Genomic DNA, 18,898 nt, shown 5'->3' with positions numbered 1-18,898 from the left:
CTCACCTGCTTTCCTTCAACAGTTCACTTTTCAGTGATTCAATTTTTGATTTCATGGAGCCGTCAATGACTTCATTGCCGATCACCACTTTCATGCCGGAAATCAACCGCGGATCGACCCGGTTGGTCAGTTCCAGATTCTGTCCCTGCCGCTTCGCCATCGCTTGTTCGATGCGCTCCACGTCTTCCTTCGCCAATTTGCGTGCGGAATAGACAACCCCTTCCGCCACGCCGCGCTCGGCGTTTTCCAGACTGATAAACTGGCGGAGAATCTCAACGGCATGCTTCGTTCGTTTCTTGTCGATCAGCAAATCGAGGAAATGAATGAACATGCTGTCAACTTGTCCGGCAAACAGGGTGTTCACCATCTGTTTTTTTTCTTCCGCGCTGATCTTCACCGCATTGAAAAAATCCAGCAGCTGCGGATTTTCTTCCACGACGGCCGCTAAGCAGCGGGCCTGTTGTCCCCAGCGGACCAGTTCGCCGCTTTCCTTTGCCAGTTCAAACAGCGCTTCGCCATACCGTTCAGCGACCTGACTGGCCATACGCGCTTACTTCCTTTACAAATTGATCGACAGCCTGACGATCGCCGGCCTCAATGCTCTTTTCTCCGATCAGCTTCTCCGCGGCGCTCATTGCGACTTCGACCATTTCCCGGTGGATTTCACTCTGCATCTGCGAGCGTTCCAACTCAATCTGGCCGCGTGCCCGGATAATTTGATCATCGGCTTCCGTTTTTGCTTTGCGCACAATTTCTTCACGCACGGATTTGGCTTCCACCGTCGCCTTTTCAATCATCGTCTGGGAACGGGTTACCGCTTCCTTCAATTCCTGACGGGCGTTTTCGCGATCCTGCTGCGCCTGTTGGCGGGCCTGCTCGCTGGCGGTCAGCTCCTCCTGCATCTTTTCGGCGCGCCGGTCCAGCATGCCGGTGATGCTCTTCCACAAAAATTTCTTAATGACCAGAAACAGCACCAGCGTGGAACACAGCTGCGTCAGCATCGTAATCGGATTGGGAAGCAGTTGGCCGATTACATCTATCTCAATCATATCTTCCCTCCTGCTCTATCGTTTTCGTACACGTGTCTGGTTTAGAAGACGAAGATCAGCAGGATCGCTACCAACAAACCGTAAATGGCGCAGGTTTCAGACAGCGCGATACCCAGAATCATCGTCGAACGAATTTTGCCTTCCGCTTCCGGATTGCGGCCGATCGCCTCAACGGCCTTGCCGGCGACGAAACCTTCACCAATACCTGTCATCATACCGGTCATAACAGCCAGACCGGCGCCGATTGCGATTAAACCTTTTGCGATATCCATAATTTTTTCCTCCTAATAGTTATGCTTTTTTCATCTCGTCCGGAACTTCATTGCCGATAAAGACCATCGTCAGGGTAATGAAGATCAGGGTCTGGATAAATCCGGCGAACAAATCAAAGTAGAAATGCAGCGCCGGGGTCAGAATCGGAGCGATGAAGTTGATCGCCGATCCGACGGGAACAATAAAATTGATTAAAGCGGTCGAGCACCATGACGTAAAGCTGTAAACCAGAGACATGATAATGCCTCCGCACAGCACGTTGCCAAACAGACGCAGCGACATCGACAGCAGCGTCGAGAATTTGCCGAAGATATTCATCGGCAGAAAGACCGGAATCGGTTCGATAAACGAATGCATGTACGCCTTGAAGCCGCCGGCTTTGAGCTGCGCGATCTGGACGAGCACCCACGTGATGATCGTCAGCATCAGCGTGACGCTGTAATTGCCTGTGGGAGAAGAGAAGCCGAACAGGCCCAGAATATTGCTTAAAAAGATGTAAATCGCAATCGTCGTGACATACGGCGACAGATTTTTAGCGATCCGGGGTCCGACATTGTCCTTCACCTGGTTATCGAGCGTTTCCACCAGCATGATTGCCAACAGGACCAGCCCGTGCGGTTTGGCCAGCGGATCGGTCTTGTCGATTTTCTTCGACAGTGCGATGACGGCCAGACACAACAGGATAGTGACGCCCAGAATGACGAAGACATCCGATTGGATCGTCAGGTGCAGCGGTTTACCCATCTTTTTCCCTCCTTTCTAAAACAGAATCAAGAATCAGAACAAATTTCATCAGAAACAGACCGCCGGCCGCCGCGAAGATATTGAACACCTCGGGCGCCAGCGCCGCGATCAACAACGGCAGCGCCATCAGAAGATAGCTGAACAGGAAATGGCCGATCAGGCCGATTTTCCCGGCTGCCTGCTGATCAAGAACCTGATCGCAGAACATCGTCGTGCGCCAGTACAGCAGTGCGGAAATCATTGCGCCGAAGACGTAGCCGGACGCAATCCGCCAATCGGTGAAGACGCCGGTCAGCACGATCAGGCCCGATACAACCAGCGCGATAGAAATGGCTTGTTTACGCATACGTTTTCCTTACTTTGTTTTTGTCAGCTGCCACAAAGCCCCGAACGCGCAGAACGCGCCGCAGACAATTCCGACGACTGTGCCCCAGGGGCGGACGGCGCAGACATGATCCAGCGCCAGTCCGACCAGCGTCGGCGCCAGAATGGAAACGACGATAGTGAAGCCCAGCGTCAACGCCTGAACAAGGCCTTTCACTAACGCGTGCCGAAGATCCGGTCGCCGGCATCGCCCAGACCCGGAACGATGTAGCCTTTTTCATTTAAGTGATCATCCAGCGCGGCCAGATAGATATCGACGTCCGGATGCGCTTCCTCAACGGCTTTGACGCCTTCCGGCGCGCCGACCAGACAGACCAGCTTAATCGTTTTGGCGCCGCGTTTTTTGATCATGTCGATCGCCGCAACGGCGGAACCGCCGGTCGCCAGCATCGGATCCAGCACCATATTCACGGCGTCCGGCATCGTGTTGGGGAACTTGGCAAAATATTCGTGCGGCTGCAAGGTTTCTTCATCGCGGTACAGACCGATAAATCCAACCTTGGCGGTCGGAATCAGATCGGTGATGCCGTTGACTAACCCCAGCCCGGCGCGCAGGATCGGAATCAGAACAATTTCCTTGGATAGTTCTTCCGTCTGGCATTCGCAGATCGGCGTTTGAATCGTCACCGGTCTGGTCGGCAGATCGCGGCAGATTTCATACGCCATCAACCCGGCGATTTCATCCAGATTCTGACGGAAATCCTTGGTTCCGGTTTCCACCTTGCGCATCTGGGCCAGCTTGTGTGTGATCAGCGGGTGATTCAATACTTTCAACATAAGCTCTCTCCTTATTCTGTTAGCGTTATCACGGTTATTATACCATTGACCCTGATCAAAATACAAAGGATTCCAGCTCACTTTCTCGTGAGTTTTCGCACGACCTCCTTTTCGGGTGTTATTATACGCAAAAGCCCGGCCTTGCGAACATAGACAAACAAAATAATATGTCGGAAAAGCGGACAAACCACCCTGTTTTGTCAACGCCTGGACAAGGCTGATCTTCATTTCAGAATGCTGTTTTGTCCTCATGAACGCAGCCAGAGTCCCTAGTTCCAGACGAAGGAAACTGCGGATCAGTGCTAGAAAACTGCCAACGCCCGCAAACTTTGAGCAATCTGCAGGGAAGCGGTCATAAATCGACCTTGTTTTTCCAGAAAAACTTCGCTATGATGAAGTCAGTGAGGATAAACTATGGATAAACCTGTATATGTGATTGGTCATAAAAATCCTGACGCCGACTCGATTTGTGCGGCGATCGCCTATTCAGCGCTGAAAAACAAGCTGGGCCTCAACACCGTGGCGGCCCGGCTCAGCGCGGTCAACAAGGAAACTTTATACATCCTGGACCGTTTCCAGCTGCCAGTGCCGATGCTTTTGACGAGCGCCAAATGCACGCTGGCGGAAATCGACATGGACGAAGCGATGCTTTTAAGCAAGGACACGACGATGAAGGAAGCGCTTGATGCGATCCTGTCCCGGAAAAACAAAGGGATCTTTGTCGTGGACAAGAAGCATCATCTGGAGGGCATCGTCTCCGTTTCTGATCTGACGAATCTGTGGACGGCAGATGAGGAGGCGTTGGAGGATCTGATGAGCCGGGTGCCGTTAGCCAACATTTTGAAAACCACGCGGGCTTCCCTGCTTCATGAAGCGCCGTTTCATCCGAATGGAAAAGTTCATCTGATGCCTTCTTTAGGTCAGAACAGCAACATCGAAGCAGGCACGATCGTGATCGTCGGGAACAACCCGGAGGTACAGCGTTCGGCGATCCGCCAGAAAGCGTCGTTGATTTTGATCTGCGGTGAGAACTGGGTGGATTCGATCACATTGGAGATGGCGAAACAGGAACAGGTTTCCATTCTGCATACGCCGCTCAGTGCGATCACGGTGGCGCACAGCATTTTCCAGAGTCCCAGCGTTGAGGAGGTCATGACCCGGGATGTGGTCGTATTCCGGAACAGCGAGACGGTCGACGGGGCCAGCCAGCGGATTGCGAAGACGCGCTTCCGCACCTATCCGGTCGTCAATGAAAAAGAGGAAGTGATCGGAGCGATCTCCCGGTACCACTTATTTAATTATCGGAAGAAACAGCTGATTTTAGTCGATCATAATGAAAAAGAACAGAGTATTCATGATCTGGAATTTGCGGAGATCATCGAGATTGTCGATCATCATCGTTTAGGCGGGATTGAAACGCAGAGTCCGATCTCGTTTGTGAACCAGATCGTCGGCTCCACCTGCACGATCGTCGCCAATCTCTATGAGCAGCATCAGCTTGAGATTCCCGCGCAGATCGCCGGGGTTTTGTTAGCCGGATTGCTTTCGGATACCATGAATTTGAAATCGCCGACCACAACCGAGATCGATCGCCTCACCGCGGAGAAGCTGGCGCAGATTTCCGGCGTTGACCGGCAGACCTTGTCCGAGGAGTTGGTCGGAACATCGGATTCGTTGATGAACAAATCGTTCCAGGAATTGATGTATGAGGATTTCAAGGAGTTCCGGATTCAGGACAGCAAGGTGGCGATCGGACAGGTTGTGTGCCGCTGCCCGGACGAATATTTACAGATCAAGCCGGATTTTCTGGCGTATCTGGAAGAGCAGAATCTGCAGCATCATTACGATCTGTTGTTGATCTTATTCACGGATCCGAAAGGTTCCGGCTCGCATTTCCTGTATACGGGGAAAAAAGGCTGGGTCATCGAGGAAGGGTTTAAGACGGTGCTGACGGGCGGTTTTGCGCCGGGCTTCATCTCGCGGAAGAAGCAGGTGCTGCCGGTTGTGATCGACACGCTGAACAAATAAGGTCCATTGTAAAAAAGCAGCGCTTCGATGAGAACCGTCTGACTTATATGAATCATAAAAAAAACGATCGTTGTCATTTTCTTATCAGAAATGAACGATCGTTTTTTACTGAGCTTGAAATTACGCTTTCTTTTCTAATTCCGCAATCTGATCAATCCGGCGCTGATGCCGCTCTTCGTTGGAAAACGGCGTCGTCAGCCAAACCTCGGCAATCTGTTCGATCAGCTCCTGGCTGATAATCCGTCCGCCCATTGCCAGCACATTGGAATCATTATGCTCGCGGGTCAGCTTCGCGGTTTCCAGATCATGCACATGCGCGCAGCGGATGCCCGGCACTTTATTCGCGACGATGCTGACGCCAATCCCTGTGCCGCACATGACGATGCCGCGGTCCGCTTTTCCCTCCGCAACCGCTTTCGCGCACGGATAAGCCACTTTCGGATAGTCGATGCTTTCCTCGCTGAAACATCCGAAATCTTCAACCTCGTAACCTTCCTGAATCAATTTTGCTTTCAGCGCTTCCTTATTCTTATAAGCGCCATGATCACAAGCCATTGCAATTTTCATCTTCACCGCTCCTTTTCTTATTTTTTTTGCCTGTTAAATCCTTAAATTGAAGCTTTCAGATCTTCCAGCTTAATTGGTCCCTGCCGTAAGATTTTCAGCTCATCGCCGGTCGTATCGCAGACCGTGCTGGCCGTACTCGCGCCGCTTTCGCCCAGAACGACCGCGTCAATCCGGCCATCCAGCTGCTTCAGCACTTCTTCCGACGTTGTACACGACGGTTGTCCGCTTAAATTGGCGCTCGGCACTAACAGGGGAACACCGACGCGATTGATGATTTCCAAAACAAACTCATCATCCGGCATCCGGATTCCAATCGTCGGGAATCCATTGGTCACCAATTCGTCAACTTCCGGTCTTTTCTTAAACACCAGCGTCAAGGCCCCAGGCATCCAGTGGTCGATCAATTTCTGCGACCGCGCGTCGGTAACGGCAACCCGTTCAATCTGGGCTTTCGACGAAACCATCATCGGAAACGGCTTGGTTTCCGGTCTTTGTTTCGCTTCCTTCATTTTCAGGATTGCTTCTTTCAGGTCATAACGAACGGCCAATCCGTAAACGGTATCGGTTGGGAAAGCCACGACGCCGCCGCGGTTTAAAATTTCTACAATTTGAGCGCTGTCCTTCTTAGTTAAACGCTGTGTTTCCATAATTTCACCTGATTTCTTTTTCCAGATTCATTATATCGGAATTTCATGATCTTACAACCCTGTTCCCATCGGAAACTCCTGAATTTTCTCAACTTTTTACCGATCCGGGGACAGAGCGGTTAAACGGAAATGGCTTTATAAGTCTATCCCTGAAACAGCGGGAGAATGAGTGAAATGTTCCTTTATCAAATCCAGATTGAGTAAATCATGATTTAGTAAAGGACTACTGTTTTTAATCCATAAACTATGAAAGATCGTTCCATTTTCTTCTTTATATCTATAAACAAATAACAGCCAATCGAAGCTCAATTAAAATTTGCTTAAAAAGCAGTAACGAAATTTCTTGTTGACCTCAATCTGAACGTTGAAAAACACCGCACGCTTAGCGATTGAAAACTGACCAGAATACAATCTTGATCACAGAATTTACTTTCCCCTCGCCTTCCTCAGTCAATTCATTCCTGACATCCCGCTGTCAAGGCATCTCTATTAAAAAGGAGGGCAGCTGTGGATTCTCTGTTGAAAACTTGAACAACATGGGGATCAAATTATGAATGGAGGTCACGATTGCTCACAACATTAAATAAGAATTAACCCGCTTCTGTTCTGCCCTTTCTTTTTAAATATCGGATTTGTCAATATTTCAGGATGTCTTTCTGTCCTGTGCCGCCGACTTTTTGATTATTCACGCAAACGATTATCAGAAATGAAAACAGAAAAAAGCACAGGAAGGGAGGCCCTGTGCTTTTCAACACGATTGCATCGAGCTGTCGTCAACTCCGGCTGCAATTAGGAAATAATTATTTTTGAAAATCTTCGATCAGCTGCTTATACCAGCCATAGCTTTTCTTCGGAATCCGCCGGCAGTTGTCCTCAAAGTCGACGCGCACCAGCCCATACCGTTTCTCATAGCCGTTCACCCAGCTGTACAAATCCATCGTCGACCAGGCATAATACCCCCGGACTGGACAACCTTCCTCCATTGCGCGGAACATAAAATCAATATAGCCCTGCATCATCTCAATCCGCTCATCGTCCTGCACGACGCCGTTTTCATCCGGCGTTTCATAACAGCCGTGACCGTTTTCCGTGATGTAGACATCAATGTCGCCATACCGTTCGCGAATTTCCCGCAAGGTGTTCAACATGCAGCGCGGATAAATTTCGCGCCCCCACAGATTACGCTTCGTCGAGGGATCGATCGTTGTTTCATACCAATCCTTAATCCGGATGCCTTCCTTCGCCGCCGATCCCGCACCGCGGTTATTGTGGAAAACTTCAGTTTCCCCTTCGCTATAGTCTGTAATATAGAATCGATTGTAGACATTCAGCCCCAGGAAATCGACTTTTCCTTCCGCCAAGGTCAATGCATCCTCAAACCGCACATAGGAAGTGTCGATCCCGTTTTCATTCAGCCATGGAAGCAATGTGCCCGGCAGCTCGCCCTTGATCGCACAGTCCAGAATCAGCTTGTTGTAAAACAGATCGGCGATCATCCGGATCCGCTGGGGATCCTTCGTCTGCGGCGCGACCTCGACGTTGCTGCTGTCATGCACAATCCCGATCCGCCCGTCCTGATGTAACTTCCGGTAAACCGCGACGGCTTTCGCGCTCGCCAGCGCTTCATGATAAAGCGTCTTAAAATAACGGTCAAAATCCAGCTTGTGGTTCGGCGGATAATTGCCTACGATATTGCTGCAATAAGCGTAATATTTCGGTTCGTTGATCGTCACCCACAGCTTGACCCGGTCGCCGAACGCCTTGAAACACACCTCGGCATATTCGGCAAACGCCTCGACGATTTCCCGGTTCGCCCAGCCGCCCTGCGCAGCCAGCGCCTGCGGCAGATCGTAGTGGAACAACGTCACATTGGGAACCACGCCGTTTTCCAGGCAGCAGTCGATCACCCGGTTGTAAAACGCAATCCCTTCCTCATTGATCCGGCCCCGGCCTTCCGGCAGAATCCGGCACCACGACAGGGAAAAGCGGTAAGAGTTCTGTCCTCCGGCCTTTAACATTTGAATATCTTCCTGATAATGATGATAAAAGTCGCAGGACACATCGCCCGTCGCGCCGTTGATGTTGAGCGGGCTTTCATGGGAAAACACATCCCATTCGCCAACGTCCTTGCCGTCCAGATTCCACGCGCCCTCGCATTGATAAGACGCTGTCGCGCTGCCCCATAAAAATTCAGATTTCTGCATCGTTTCACCTCCTGTTTTTTCTTTTCCATTCAGCACAAGCTGGATTTAGCTATCGGTTCATGAATTGTTTTTCATGCCCACCGGCTTTCCGTTGGCTTATTACAGATCCTGATGCTCCTCGATGAACTGTTTATACCAGTAATAGCTTTTCTTCGGAATCCGCTTCAGCCCCTTCTCATAATCCACACGCACCAGACCATAGCGCTTCTTATAGCCATTGATCCAGCTGTAAAGATCCATCGTCGACCAGACATAATAGCCCATGACGTTCACGCCCTCGGCTTTGGCCTTCAGGATCTGTTCCAGAAAATCGTGAAGGAACTGGATCCGGTCATCATCTTCAACCCAGCCGTTTTCATCCGCAACATCATACGCCCCATGACCGTTTTCCGTAATATAGATCGGAATATCGCCATATTTCTGCTTTCGCTTGATCAAGGTGTTGTAGATGCACTGCGGATAGATTTCCCGTCCCCATGGATTCAGCGGAACCCGCGGATCGGTATCGGACTCGAACCAGCCCTTAACGGTCTTGCCTTCCTTCGCCGCTTTGCCGGAACCGTCATTGTTCCCGGCGTTGTTAACGGTCGCACAGGTTTCTCCAGATACATACGGCTTGACCAGCAGCCGGCTGTACGCGTTCTGACCGAGAAAATCAATCGTGTTCTCCCGGATCAGCGCCCGATCTTCCTCTTTCATAAAGGACAGATCAATGCCGGAAGCCTTCACCTTGTCGATGAGCTTCTGCGGGATTTCGCCCTTGATCGCCGGATCCAGCACCCAGTCGTTGGTAAACAGATCGCCGTTTTCGACTGCCTCGCGATGCGCCGGCGTATCCAGCACGGATTCAGCGCTGCAGGAAGCGTGCACCAAACCAATTTTGGCGTTCAGCTTCAGCTTGCGGAATTCGCGGATCGCCTTGGCGTTGCACAGAATCATGTTGTAGGCACACTCGCAGAAATGCTGCATATTGACCTGTTCGTTCGGTGGATAATTGCCGACCATGTAACAACACGAAGCGTTGTGCGTCGGTTCGTTAATCGTGACGTACAGCGGAATCCGGTCGCCGAAATGACGGAACACCGCCGCTGCGTAATAGGCGAATTCATCGGAAATGCCCGGCCAGCACCAGCCGCCCTGATCGCCGACATAATCCGGCAGGTCATAATGAACTAAGGTCACATTCGGCACAATCCCGTATTTTTCACATTCCGTCAGAACCTTGTCATAGAATTCAAAGCCTTTTTCATTGATCACACGGTCCGCCTTCGGCACGATCCGCGACCAGCTGATGGAAAAACGATATGTATTCTGACCGCCCTCGGCCATCATCCGGATATCTTCCTGATAATGATGATAGAAGTCGCAGGATACATCGCCGGTAATCCCGGTCGTGTTCTTCTCGCTGTGGCAGAATTGATCCCAGATGCTCGGGCCTTTGCCTTCCGCATCCCAGGCGCCTTCGCATTGGTAAGCGGCAGTCGCGCTGCCCCATAGAAATTTTTCCTTCATTTCCTATCCTCCGTTCTCTGATTTTTAAATTATTCGGATTCACCGTTGAGTTCTTCCGTCAGTTCCAGATCCTGTCCGTTGCTGGCAATGACCTTTTGAAACCAGGCATAGCTCAGCTTGGGAATCCGCCGGCAGTCTTTGGGATCGTCATCCTCCCGGTCGACGTAGATCAGACCGTATCGTTTCTGATAGCCGTTTTGCGTACTGGCCAGATCAAACGCGCTCCAGGTGCAGTATCCGATCAGCGGTACGCCGTGCGCCAGCGCCAGGCGTGCCTGCTCGATCTGTTTCCGCAGATAGGCAATCCGCCGGACATCCCGGATCTCACCCCGGGTATCCGGGGTTTCCTTCAATCCCAGCCCGCGTTCGATGATGAACAGCGGAAGCTCTGTGCGCTGCGCCACGTCTTCCAGGATCAGGCGGGTTCCCGCCGGATCGACTTCCCAGTCGAAGCCGCTCGTTCCCAGCTTTGGATTTTTAACAATTTCAAAGATTCCGGGCAGATTGAAGCCATATTTCATCCCGGTGGGATCCGTGAAACTTGCGGCCGCGCCTTTTTTGACGGTGACCGAGGTATAGCTGCTGAACGAAACCATCGTCGCCAACCCGCTTTTTAAAGTTTCCACATCCCCAGGCTCCAGCTTCGGCATCGCGCCCAGCCGGGTTAACAGCGCCGCGGCCGGGGCGGAATACCGGCCGCTCACGGCCAGATCGAGATCCAGCCAGTTCCGGATCAATTCCATATTCATTGCGGCTTCCACATCCTCGGGGTCCGGTGTCAGCGGGTAAACCTTCACCAGATTCAGCGCCGGACCGATCCAGCCCGGATATCCGCGTTGATGAAACCGCCGGAAGACGCGGGCCTGCGCCAGCGTCCGGTGATGATTTTCCTGAAATGCCTGCGCCAGCGAACTGGAGGGTGAAAGCAGCCGATGGATCGTCAACAGGTTTTGTTCGCAAATCGGCTGCCAGTACAGGACTTGCCCGGCGAAGTGATCGAGCATCAGCCCGCAATAGTCCTCAAAGGCGTCGATCGTTTCCCGGCATGCCCAGCCGCCCTGCCTGGCCAGCGCCCAGGGCAGATCGTCATGATAAAGCGTGACGATCGGTTCTATCTGATTTTCCTTCAACAGCTTGATCAAACGGGTATAAAACGCCAGTCCCTGCGCGTTGACTTGACCGCGCCCCTGCGGCAGCACGCGGGACCACGAAATCGAAAAGCGATAGGCCTTTAATCCCATTGCTTTCAACAGTGCGACGTCTTCCTCCAGATGATGCAGATGATCGGAGGCCGTTCGCAGGATTTCCCGCTGACCCGGCCGGATATCCTGAACGGACGGGCCTTTGCCTTCGTCCAGCGCGCCGCCTTCAAACTGCCAGGCGCTGGTGGAAGCAGACCACAGAAAATCCGCGGGAAATTGTCCGTTTGGGTTCATGGACGGCATCCCATTCTTCCTCCGCAAAGACCAGCAAGGGGAGAAAAGCTCTGGGATTGCCGGGCGATGAACCGCACCTGAACAGCGTTAAATTTCATCGATCGGAAACATCGGGCGCAAGATTTGTTTAAACGGAATAAGCCGGGTATCCTGCGGCGTCGCCCCGCCGGTCAGCGACATCACGCACAGCTTGCCCAGAGCCTTCAGCTCCGGATGGATGTAGCCTTGCTTGACGATGAAAATATCATAGTCTTCCACGTTAATGCCGCAGGCGGTCAGCTGACGGATTTCGACAAACGAATGATTGTTGTCAGTGACCACGATATCAATCGGTGTCCCCGACAGCCGCACGGTAACGATCGGTCCGTAATCGCCTTCCTCGCCATACATCGCCGTTCCCGCCTGACGGCCATGATGCAGCACAGTAACATCGAGATCGACCGGTTCACTGTATGCATCCAGTCCCATCCCCAAACGCAGCGAAACCTGTTCGTTCTCCGCACAGGCCATCAACCGGTGGCAAGCGGCTGGATCGTTGATCGCGGCGAACAGAATGCGCTTGGACAACGCCGGCAGAGTCAGTACCTGTCTTAAAATGAACGTGTTCGCGCCCATTGCGCCGGAGGTAACGTTATCGCCGGAATCCGTGATGAAGACCGGCTTGCCGTCAAAGGCCAGAGCCATCGCCAGCGCTTCGTCCGGGACCGCGGTGGTGCCGGTGTAGTGGAATTCATGGCGTTTGTTCCAGACGAATTCCGCCAGCTGATCGGCGATCGTTTCAGCATACGCCTGATCGGCTTCCGTCTGAGGAATCACGACGATCCCGCAGCCAGCCTCCGGACAGTCGTGACGCAGATAACCGACGTGCCACGAACAGCTTAAGATCCGCGGATCCTGTTCCAGCTGATCCATAAATTGGTTGATGGTGCGCACCGGTTCATCCAGCGAAACGCTTTGTTCCCCGCCCAGAATCAACGGCAGCTTGCGGTACACCGGCCGGACGCTCTGCGGATGTTCGATCCGCTCGATCAGCGTTTGGGCGGTGCGCTGCACCGTCGCCGCGATATCGGTGTGCGGCGCTTCCCGGTAAGAGCGGATAAACGTCGTGTTTTCCACATAATCCCGCGTCAGATTGCCGTGCGGGTCGCAGGCGATCGCGATCGGCAGATACGGTCCGGTCAGCTTGCGGATTTCCCGCACTAAATGCTGCTCGCCGCTGCCGATTTCCTCCACGAAGCTCGCGCCGTGCAGATGCAGATAGATCCCGTCCAGCTCTGGCAAATGTTCGCGAACGGCGCTCAAAATCCGCTGCTCGAGATAATCGAAACAGCCCTTGCGCATCACGCCGCTGCAGCCGGCATCAGCGCAGAGAACCGGGATCAGTTCGATGTCCGGACGGTCAAACACATCGCCCAGCTGCATGTGCGACAGCGCCTCTTTGCCAAAGCTCAGGGCGGTGTTTTCCAGATCGCAGAACATCGGGACGTGCTCGTTGGCTTCCAGGGTAAATTTAGCCGCAATTATTTTCATGGTCTTCACCTCATATCTGGTCGATCGGAAACATCGGCCGCATAATTCGTTTAAACGGAATCGACGCGGTGTCCTGCGGCGTCGCGCCACCGGTCAGCGACATCACGCACAGCTTGCCCGCAGCCTTGAGTTCCGGGAAGATATAGCCCTGCTTGACGACGATCACATCGTAGTCGTCCAACGCAATACCGGCATCGGTAAACTGGTGGATTTCCACCATCGCCTGACGATTGCTGGCAACCATGATCTCGACAGGCAGTCCCTTCACGCTGACCGTGACGCAGTAGCCATAAGCCCGGTTATGATCGCGGTACATGAAGCCGCGCAGCTCGCCCTTTGATTTCACGACGACTTCCAGCGTCACCGGGGCGGAGTATTCGTCATAACCCACACCCAGTTTCAAGTTTGTTTCCGTGCCGTCCGGCAGCTTTGCCAACATTTCATAGGCGGCCGGATCGCAGATCGTCGCAAACAGGAAGCGTTTGTTCAGCTCCTTTACCGCTAAAACCTGGCGCAGAACGAACGTGTTCCAGCCGGTTGCGCCGGAGGTGACGTTATCGCCGGAATCGGTGATGAACACTGGTTTTTCCGCGCAGTCCAGCGCCATTTTCAACGCTTCGTCCGGATGGGCGGTCAATCCCGTATAATGGAATTCATGGCGCTTGTTCCATACATAATCTGCCAGCTGATCGGCGATGGTTTCCGCATAGGCCTGATCGGCGGTGTTCTGAGGCACGACGACAATCCCGCAGCCGGCTACGTCGCAGTCATGCCGGATGTAGCCGACATGCCAGGACACGCTGCGGATCCGCGGATCGTGTTCCAGCTCGTCCATGTAGCGGTTGATTGAACGCACCGGTTCATCCGCCGATACGCTCTGTTCGCCCCCCAGGATCAGCGGCAGCTTGCGGTATACGGCGTGGATGTGCTGGCGGTCGTGAAGCAGGTCGCACAGCATCTGCGAGACGATGCGTTTGGATGCTTGGGCGTCGGTATGCGGGGATTCGCGGTAGCTGCGCAGAATCGTACAGTTGTCCACATATTCCTGACACAGATTGCCGTGCGGATCGCAAACCACGGCGATCGGCAGATACGGGCCGGTTATTTCACGGATTGTTTTCAGGATGTGATGATCGCCGGAGCCGATCTCCTCGACTTCGCTGGCGCCGTGCAGAAACAGATAAATTCCGTCGATCTCCTGCAGGTGCGCCCGGACCGCGTCCGCGAAACAGCCTTCGATGTAATCAAACGCGTCTTTTGTGACGACGCCGTTGCCGCCGGCGTCGGCGTAGATCGCGCCGATCGTTTCAATGCCGGCCGCGGCGTAGATGTCCGCAACGTTCATCTTGCGCAGGCAGTCCTCGCCGAAGGCCATGTCGTAATGGTTGATCCGGGTTTTAGCCGGGACGTTGGCGTTGGATTCTGTGACGAAGGTTCCCATCAAAACTTTCATAGTGACTTCTCTCCTTATTTATTCTTGTTGATCCTGGATTTTTTCAATGACGCTTGTTTCTTTTCCTGCATGGATGATGAGCGGAAACGAACCGGTGCTGATCACCGGGCAATCGTTTCAAAGGATCGTTTGCGGGGATGACGATGCACGATCTTCTTCGTTGGCAAGCTGATAAAGCATGTCCAGCAGCACATTCGCGCCTGCCGCGCAGTCTTCGATCGGCGTATATTCTTCCTTGCGGTGCGAATAGCCGTTGACCGAACGGACGAAAATCATTGCGCACGGACAGACATCCTTGAAATTCTGACTGTCATGGCCCGCGCCGCTCATCAGCCGGAAGACCGGCAGATCCCGCTTTTCCACAATCATTTCCAGCTGGTGTTTCAGCCGTTCATCGCAATCCATGCCATACAGAATATGCCGCAGTTCGCGCCGGACCTGAATGCCCTCGCTTTCCAGGCGGGCTTCCAACGTCTCGATCTCCCGCAGGCAGGCTTCAATCTGAGCTTCGTCCAGACTGCGGATGTCCAGCGTGAAGGTGACGTGATCGCAGATGACGTTCGTGGAGCCGGGGAAGGTCTGAATGCAGCCGACTGTTGCGACGGTGTAGGTCTTCTGACGGGCTGATTCCGTGATTTGATGAATCCATTCGGTCATCGCCAGCACGGGATCCTGCCGGTCGTTCATCGGCGTCGCGCCCGCATGGCCGCTGCATCCGCTCAGCGTCACTTCATAGAAGCGCAGATACGGAATGCCTTCGACGATCCCGACCGGACATTGATTCTGTTCCAGAACCTTGCCTTGTTCGATATGCAGCTCCATGCTGGCATAAATCGGATCGATCTGACCCTGACGATACGCTTCCGGATGATATCCGCAGCGTTCCATCGCCTCCTTCAGCGTGATGCCCGCCGCGTCCTGAACCAGGAAATCTTCAGGCAACGCCTTTCCGGTGACCGTCTTACTTCCGATCATCCCGGAATTGAACCGGTTGCCTTCCTCATCGCGGTAACCGATAATCCACAGCGGCCGTTTCAATTCTGTTTGATTTTCCTTAAACGTCTGCGCCGCTTCCACGCCCGCCAACAGTCCCAGACAGCCGTCGAAAATGCCGGCGTTGCGCACGGTGTCGAAGTGGGAGCCGCACAGCACCGGCGCTAACGGGCTGCCGCCGGGATTGTAGACGCCGATGACGTTGCCGACCGGATCCTCATGCACGTCCAGCCCGGCCGCCTTCATTTCGCCGATCAGCCAGTTCTTCGCCTGAGTATCCGCGTCGGTAAAAGTCCAGCGGGTGACGCCGCCCTGCGGATCGACGCCGATCTGGCCTAACTGGTGAAGCCGGTCCCATAACCGTTGGGCATTAATTTCCATCTTCTTGTTCTCCTTATATTTCATCGATCGGAAACATCGGCCGCTGAATCCGCTTGAACGGAATCATCGCGGTGTTCTGCGGCGTCGCTCCCGGGGTCAGCGCCATGACGCACAGTCTGCCCTTCGCTTTGCACTCTGGAAAAAGATAGCCCTGCTTGACAACGATCACGTCGTAGTCATCCCAGTTCACGCCGGCGTTTTCAAACTGATGCTGCTCACACAGCACCTGCCGGGTGCTGCTGACGATAATGTCGATGTTCTCATCCTGCAGCGAAACAACGACACATTCGCCGAACACCGCGTTGACGTCATGCAGCGCGTAGCCCATCAGCTTGCCTTTGGCTTTGATCGTTCCCCGCAGCGCCACGCTTTCTGAGCAGGCGTCATGATTGACGCCCAGCGTAAACTGTGCGGCAGATCCCACTGCCAGGGCGTTAAGCTTCCCAAATGCTCCGGGATCGCAGATTGCCGCAAACAGAAATGATTTTGTCCGCGTCTTCCGCGCCAATACACGGCGTAATACCAACGTGTTCCAGCCGGTCGCCCCGGAGGTGACATTATCCCCGGAATCGCTGACAAACACCGGTTTGCCTTCAAAATTGACAGCCATGTCCAGCGCTTCCTCCAAATCGGCCGTCAGACCGGTGTAGTGGAATTCATGGCGTTTTTGCCAGACGTATTCCGCCAGCTGATCCGCAATCGTTTCCGCATAAGCGCTGTCGCTTTCCGTGGCCGGCACCACGACGATGCCGCAGCCGGCGACATCGGTATCGTGACGGATATAACCGACATGCCAGGAACAGCTTAAAATCCGCGGATCCTTTTCCAGCTCATCCATATACTGATTGATTGAGCGCACCGGTTCATCCGTCGACACGCTCTGTTCCCCGCCTAAGATCAACGGCAGCTTGCGGTAAAGGGCATGGATATTCTGCCGTTTTTTCAACAGATCGCACAACATCTGCGCGACTCGGCGTTTCGTCGCGTCGGCGTCGGTGTGCGGCGATTCGCGGTAGCTGCGCAGGATCGTGCATTGTTCCACATAGTCCCGGCACAGGTTGCCGTGCGGATCGGCGGTGACGGCAATCGGCAGATACGGCCCGGTCAGCTCCCGGATTTTTTTCAGCAGCCGATGTTCGCCAGACCCCATCCCTTCCACCTCACTGGCGCCGTGCAGAAACAAATAGATTCCGTCCAGTTCGTGAAGATGCGTTTTTAACGTCTGAAGCATCTGGGATTCAATATAATCGTAAGCCGGCCGCTCGATCACACCGGTCGATCCGCCGTCGGCATACAGCGCCGGAATGAGCGTGATCTGCGCCTGTTCAAAGACAGACCGGATCTTCATTTTATCAATACAGGCTTCGCCCCGGGCCAGATCGAAATTTTCCAGCCGGGCCCGCGTTGGAATCTGATCGTTGCATTCGGCATACAATGTGCCGATCATAACTTTCATCGCTTTTCCCTCCTTAAATCTCATCGATTGGAAACATCGGCCGCTGAATCTGCTTGAAGGGAATCGAGGCGGTATCCTGCGGCGTCGCGCCGTCGGTCAGCGACATCACGCACAGTTTCCCTTTCGCCTTTAATTCCGGAAAAATGTAGCCCTGCTTCACGACGATCACGTCGTAGTCATCCCAATCCACGCCCGCAGCCTCGTATTGGTGCTGTTCGCACAACGTATTGTTTTTGGAAGCGATCAAGACATCGATCGGTTTCGTTTCCAGTTGGACGGTGACGGTTTGTCCCCAGACCCGCTGACGCCCGCTCCACAGATTGCCCATTAACGGTCCCTTCGCGATGATCGTGCCTTTCAAGGTGACGCTTTCAGAATGGACGTCGGCATTCATGCCCAAGTTAAAGACCGCGCGTTCGCCGACCGCGTGATCCTGCAGCTGGTTAACGGCCTTGGGATCGCAGATCGACGCGAACAGGACGCGTTTCTGTAAATGACCAACAGCGAGAAACTGTCGCAACACACGGGTATTCCATCCGCTGGCGCCCGAGGTCACATTATCTCCGGAATCGGTCAGAAACACCGGCTTGCCATCAAATTCCAGCGCCATCCGCAAGGCTTCCTGCGGCTTTGCCGTCAATCCCGTATAGTGGAATTCATGCCGCCGCTGCCAGACATACTCCGCTAGCTGATCGGCGATCGTCTCCGCATACGCCTGATCCTTTCCGCTGGCCGGAACGACGACGATGCCGCATCCCGCCTCCGGACAATCGTGACGCAGATAGCCGACATGCCAGGAACAGCTCAGAATCCGCAGATCCTGTTCCAGCTCATCCAGATACCGATTGATCGAACGCACCGGCTCATCCGCCGACACGCTCTGTTCCCCACCGAGAATTAACGGCAGCTTGCGGTAAACCGCATGGATATTCTGACGTTTTTTCAACAGATCGCAAAGCAGCTGAGCCACCTTCCGTTTCGTTTCATCCGCATCGGTATGCGGACTTTCCCGATAACTGCGCAGAATCGTACAGGCTTCGACATATTCCTGCGTGAGATTCCCATGCGGATCGCACACCACGGCAATCGGCAGATACGGCCCGGTCAATTCCCGGATTTTCTTCAGAATGTGATGATCGCCGGAGCCTAACCCCTCCACGGTACTGGCGCCGTGCAGATGCAGGTAAATCCCATCCAGCTCGTGCAGATGCTCCCGCACCGCCGTTAAGAAATTATTTTCAATATACTCAAAGGCCTTTCTTTCGATCACGCCGGCCCCGGCCGCATTGGCATACAGCGTGGGAATCATCTCAATCCCGGCCTGGCTGAAAACGTCGCTGACTTTGTTTTTTCGCAGGCAGTCTTCCCCCCATGCCAGATCATAATCCGCCAGCGTCGCTTTCTGCCGGATGTTTGCGTTGGACTCGGTGGTGAAGAAACCGATTAAAATCTTCATGAACTCTG

At 53.6% G+C, this 18,898-nt stretch carries 18 protein-coding genes; 1 reads left to right on the top strand and 17 read right to left on the bottom strand.

Annotated elements, in window-relative coordinates:
* Window position 1: 1 nt before the first annotated feature.
* From I2D94_RS00665 to upp, 7 genes are read right to left on the bottom strand one after another with little or no spacing between them, the layout of a single operon-like run.
* A complete protein-coding gene (locus I2D94_RS00665) occupies window positions 2–544 on the bottom strand; it encodes a F0F1 ATP synthase subunit delta (protein ID WP_195395247.1) in 543 nt (180 codons plus the stop codon).
* A complete protein-coding gene (gene atpF / locus I2D94_RS00660) occupies window positions 525–1,049 on the bottom strand; it encodes a F0F1 ATP synthase subunit B (RefSeq protein ID WP_072683269.1) in 525 nt (174 codons plus the stop codon). Before atpF ends, I2D94_RS00665 begins: the two co-directional genes overlap by 20 nt.
* Window positions 1,050–1,090: 41 nt before the next feature.
* Window positions 1,091–1,321 carry an ATP synthase F0 subunit C gene (gene atpE / locus I2D94_RS00655; RefSeq protein WP_006057958.1) on the bottom strand — a complete coding sequence of 77 codons (231 nt, stop codon included), beginning with the start codon at window positions 1,319–1,321 and terminating at the stop codon, window positions 1,091–1,093.
* 19 nt (window positions 1,322–1,340) lie between these two features.
* On the bottom strand, window positions 1,341–2,066 hold the full coding sequence (locus I2D94_RS00650) for a F0F1 ATP synthase subunit A (RefSeq protein ID WP_195395246.1): 726 nt from the start codon (window positions 2,064–2,066) through the stop codon (window positions 1,341–1,343).
* Window positions 2,059–2,412 carry a hypothetical protein gene (locus tag I2D94_RS00645; RefSeq protein WP_195395245.1) on the bottom strand — a complete coding sequence of 118 codons (354 nt, stop codon included), beginning with the start codon at window positions 2,410–2,412 and terminating at the stop codon, window positions 2,059–2,061. Before I2D94_RS00645 ends, I2D94_RS00650 begins: the two co-directional genes overlap by 8 nt.
* 9 nt (window positions 2,413–2,421) lie before the next feature.
* A complete protein-coding gene (locus I2D94_RS00640; RefSeq protein ID WP_195395244.1) occupies window positions 2,422–2,607 on the bottom strand; it encodes an AtpZ/AtpI family protein in 186 nt (61 codons plus the stop codon).
* Window positions 2,607–3,227 (bottom strand): uracil phosphoribosyltransferase, encoded by a 621-nt coding sequence (gene upp / locus I2D94_RS00635; protein WP_072683265.1) that lies wholly within the window; start codon window positions 3,225–3,227, stop codon window positions 2,607–2,609. Before upp ends, I2D94_RS00640 begins: the two co-directional genes overlap by 1 nt.
* 414 nt (window positions 3,228–3,641) lie before the next feature.
* Here upp and I2D94_RS00630 point away from each other — a divergent pair, with 414 nt between their 5' ends.
* Complete coding sequence (locus tag I2D94_RS00630) at window positions 3,642–5,255, top strand: putative manganese-dependent inorganic diphosphatase (RefSeq protein ID WP_195395243.1); 1,614 nt, start codon at window positions 3,642–3,644, stop codon at window positions 5,253–5,255.
* Between the two features lie 120 nt (window positions 5,256–5,375).
* On the opposite strand, the gene rpiB is transcribed toward I2D94_RS00630, so the two are convergent.
* The 10 genes from rpiB to I2D94_RS00580 form a co-directional block, all read right to left on the bottom strand.
* A complete protein-coding gene (rpiB, locus tag I2D94_RS00625) occupies window positions 5,376–5,822 on the bottom strand; it encodes a ribose 5-phosphate isomerase B (RefSeq protein ID WP_072683263.1) in 447 nt (148 codons plus the stop codon).
* 41 nt (window positions 5,823–5,863) lie between these two features.
* On the bottom strand, window positions 5,864–6,469 hold the full coding sequence (locus I2D94_RS00620) for an L-threonylcarbamoyladenylate synthase (RefSeq protein WP_072683262.1): 606 nt from the start codon (window positions 6,467–6,469) through the stop codon (window positions 5,864–5,866).
* Window positions 6,470–7,269: 800 nt separating this feature from the next.
* Window positions 7,270–8,673 (bottom strand): glycoside hydrolase family 1 protein, encoded by a 1,404-nt coding sequence (locus tag I2D94_RS00615; protein WP_195395242.1) that lies wholly within the window; start codon window positions 8,671–8,673, stop codon window positions 7,270–7,272.
* A 99-nt stretch (window positions 8,674–8,772) separates the two neighbouring features.
* A complete protein-coding gene (locus tag I2D94_RS00610; protein WP_195395241.1) occupies window positions 8,773–10,185 on the bottom strand; it encodes a glycoside hydrolase family 1 protein in 1,413 nt (470 codons plus the stop codon).
* Window positions 10,186–10,214: 29 nt separating this feature from the next.
* A complete protein-coding gene (locus I2D94_RS00605; RefSeq protein ID WP_229056702.1) occupies window positions 10,215–11,630 on the bottom strand; it encodes a glycoside hydrolase family 1 protein in 1,416 nt (471 codons plus the stop codon).
* 78 nt (window positions 11,631–11,708) lie between these two features.
* Complete coding sequence (locus I2D94_RS00600; protein WP_195395240.1) at window positions 11,709–13,151, bottom strand: M81 family metallopeptidase; 1,443 nt, start codon at window positions 13,149–13,151, stop codon at window positions 11,709–11,711.
* A gap of 10 nt (window positions 13,152–13,161) precedes the next feature.
* Entirely contained in the window at window positions 13,162–14,604 is a 1,443-nt protein-coding gene (locus I2D94_RS00595) for a M81 family metallopeptidase (protein ID WP_195395239.1), read from the bottom strand.
* Between the two features lie 117 nt (window positions 14,605–14,721).
* On the bottom strand, window positions 14,722–15,978 hold the full coding sequence (locus tag I2D94_RS00590) for a Zn-dependent hydrolase (RefSeq protein WP_195395238.1): 1,257 nt from the start codon (window positions 15,976–15,978) through the stop codon (window positions 14,722–14,724).
* A gap of 13 nt (window positions 15,979–15,991) precedes the next feature.
* Window positions 15,992–17,434 carry a M81 family metallopeptidase gene (locus I2D94_RS00585; RefSeq protein WP_195395237.1) on the bottom strand — a complete coding sequence of 481 codons (1,443 nt, stop codon included), beginning with the start codon at window positions 17,432–17,434 and terminating at the stop codon, window positions 15,992–15,994.
* Between the two features lie 13 nt (window positions 17,435–17,447).
* The gene (locus tag I2D94_RS00580) at window positions 17,448–18,890 is read right to left on the bottom strand and encodes a M81 family metallopeptidase (protein WP_195395236.1); all 1,443 of its coding nucleotides are present in this window, start codon (window positions 18,888–18,890) and stop codon (window positions 17,448–17,450) included.
* Window positions 18,891–18,898: the final 8 nt, after the last annotated feature.

The sequence above is a fragment of the Holdemania sp. 1001302B_160321_E10 genome, from assembly GCF_015552275.1.
GTDB lineage: Bacteria > Bacillota_I > Bacilli_A > Erysipelotrichales > Erysipelotrichaceae > Holdemania.
The sequence above is the reverse complement of the archived record's forward strand: the minus strand, read 5'-3'. Positions and strand labels throughout refer to the sequence as shown.

Bases quoted from the DNA above. Each gene is read 5' to 3' on its own strand.
- I2D94_RS00665 (WP_195395247.1), bottom strand. From the start codon at position 544: ATGGCCAGTCAGGTCGCTGAACGGTATGGCGAAGCGCTGTTTGAACTG.
- atpF (WP_072683269.1), bottom strand. From the start codon at position 1,049: ATGATTGAGATAGATGTAATCGGCCAACTGCTTCCCAATCCGATTACG.
- atpE (WP_006057958.1), bottom strand. From the start codon at position 1,321: ATGGATATCGCAAAAGGTTTAATCGCAATCGGCGCCGGTCTGGCTGTT.
- I2D94_RS00650 (WP_195395246.1), bottom strand. From the start codon at position 2,066: ATGGGTAAACCGCTGCACCTGACGATCCAATCGGATGTCTTCGTCATT.
- I2D94_RS00645 (WP_195395245.1), bottom strand. From the start codon at position 2,412: ATGCGTAAACAAGCCATTTCTATCGCGCTGGTTGTATCGGGCCTGATC.
- upp (WP_072683265.1), bottom strand. From the start codon at position 3,227: ATGTTGAAAGTATTGAATCACCCGCTGATCACACACAAGCTGGCCCAG.
- I2D94_RS00630 (WP_195395243.1), top strand. From the start codon at position 3,642: ATGGATAAACCTGTATATGTGATTGGTCATAAAAATCCTGACGCCGAC.
- rpiB (WP_072683263.1), bottom strand. From the start codon at position 5,822: ATGAAAATTGCAATGGCTTGTGATCATGGCGCTTATAAGAATAAGGAA.
- I2D94_RS00620 (WP_072683262.1), bottom strand. From the start codon at position 6,469: ATGGAAACACAGCGTTTAACTAAGAAGGACAGCGCTCAAATTGTAGAA.
- I2D94_RS00615 (WP_195395242.1), bottom strand. From the start codon at position 8,673: ATGCAGAAATCTGAATTTTTATGGGGCAGCGCGACAGCGTCTTATCAA.
- I2D94_RS00610 (WP_195395241.1), bottom strand. From the start codon at position 10,185: ATGAAGGAAAAATTTCTATGGGGCAGCGCGACTGCCGCTTACCAATGC.
- I2D94_RS00605 (WP_229056702.1), bottom strand. From the start codon at position 11,630: ATGCCGTCCATGAACCCAAACGGACAATTTCCCGCGGATTTTCTGTGG.
- I2D94_RS00600 (WP_195395240.1), bottom strand. From the start codon at position 13,151: ATGAAAATAATTGCGGCTAAATTTACCCTGGAAGCCAACGAGCACGTC.
- I2D94_RS00595 (WP_195395239.1), bottom strand. From the start codon at position 14,604: ATGAAAGTTTTGATGGGAACCTTCGTCACAGAATCCAACGCCAACGTC.
- I2D94_RS00590 (WP_195395238.1), bottom strand. From the start codon at position 15,978: ATGGAAATTAATGCCCAACGGTTATGGGACCGGCTTCACCAGTTAGGC.
- I2D94_RS00585 (WP_195395237.1), bottom strand. From the start codon at position 17,434: ATGAAAGTTATGATCGGCACATTGTATGCCGAATGCAACGATCAGATT.
- I2D94_RS00580 (WP_195395236.1), bottom strand. From the start codon at position 18,890: ATGAAGATTTTAATCGGTTTCTTCACCACCGAGTCCAACGCAAACATC.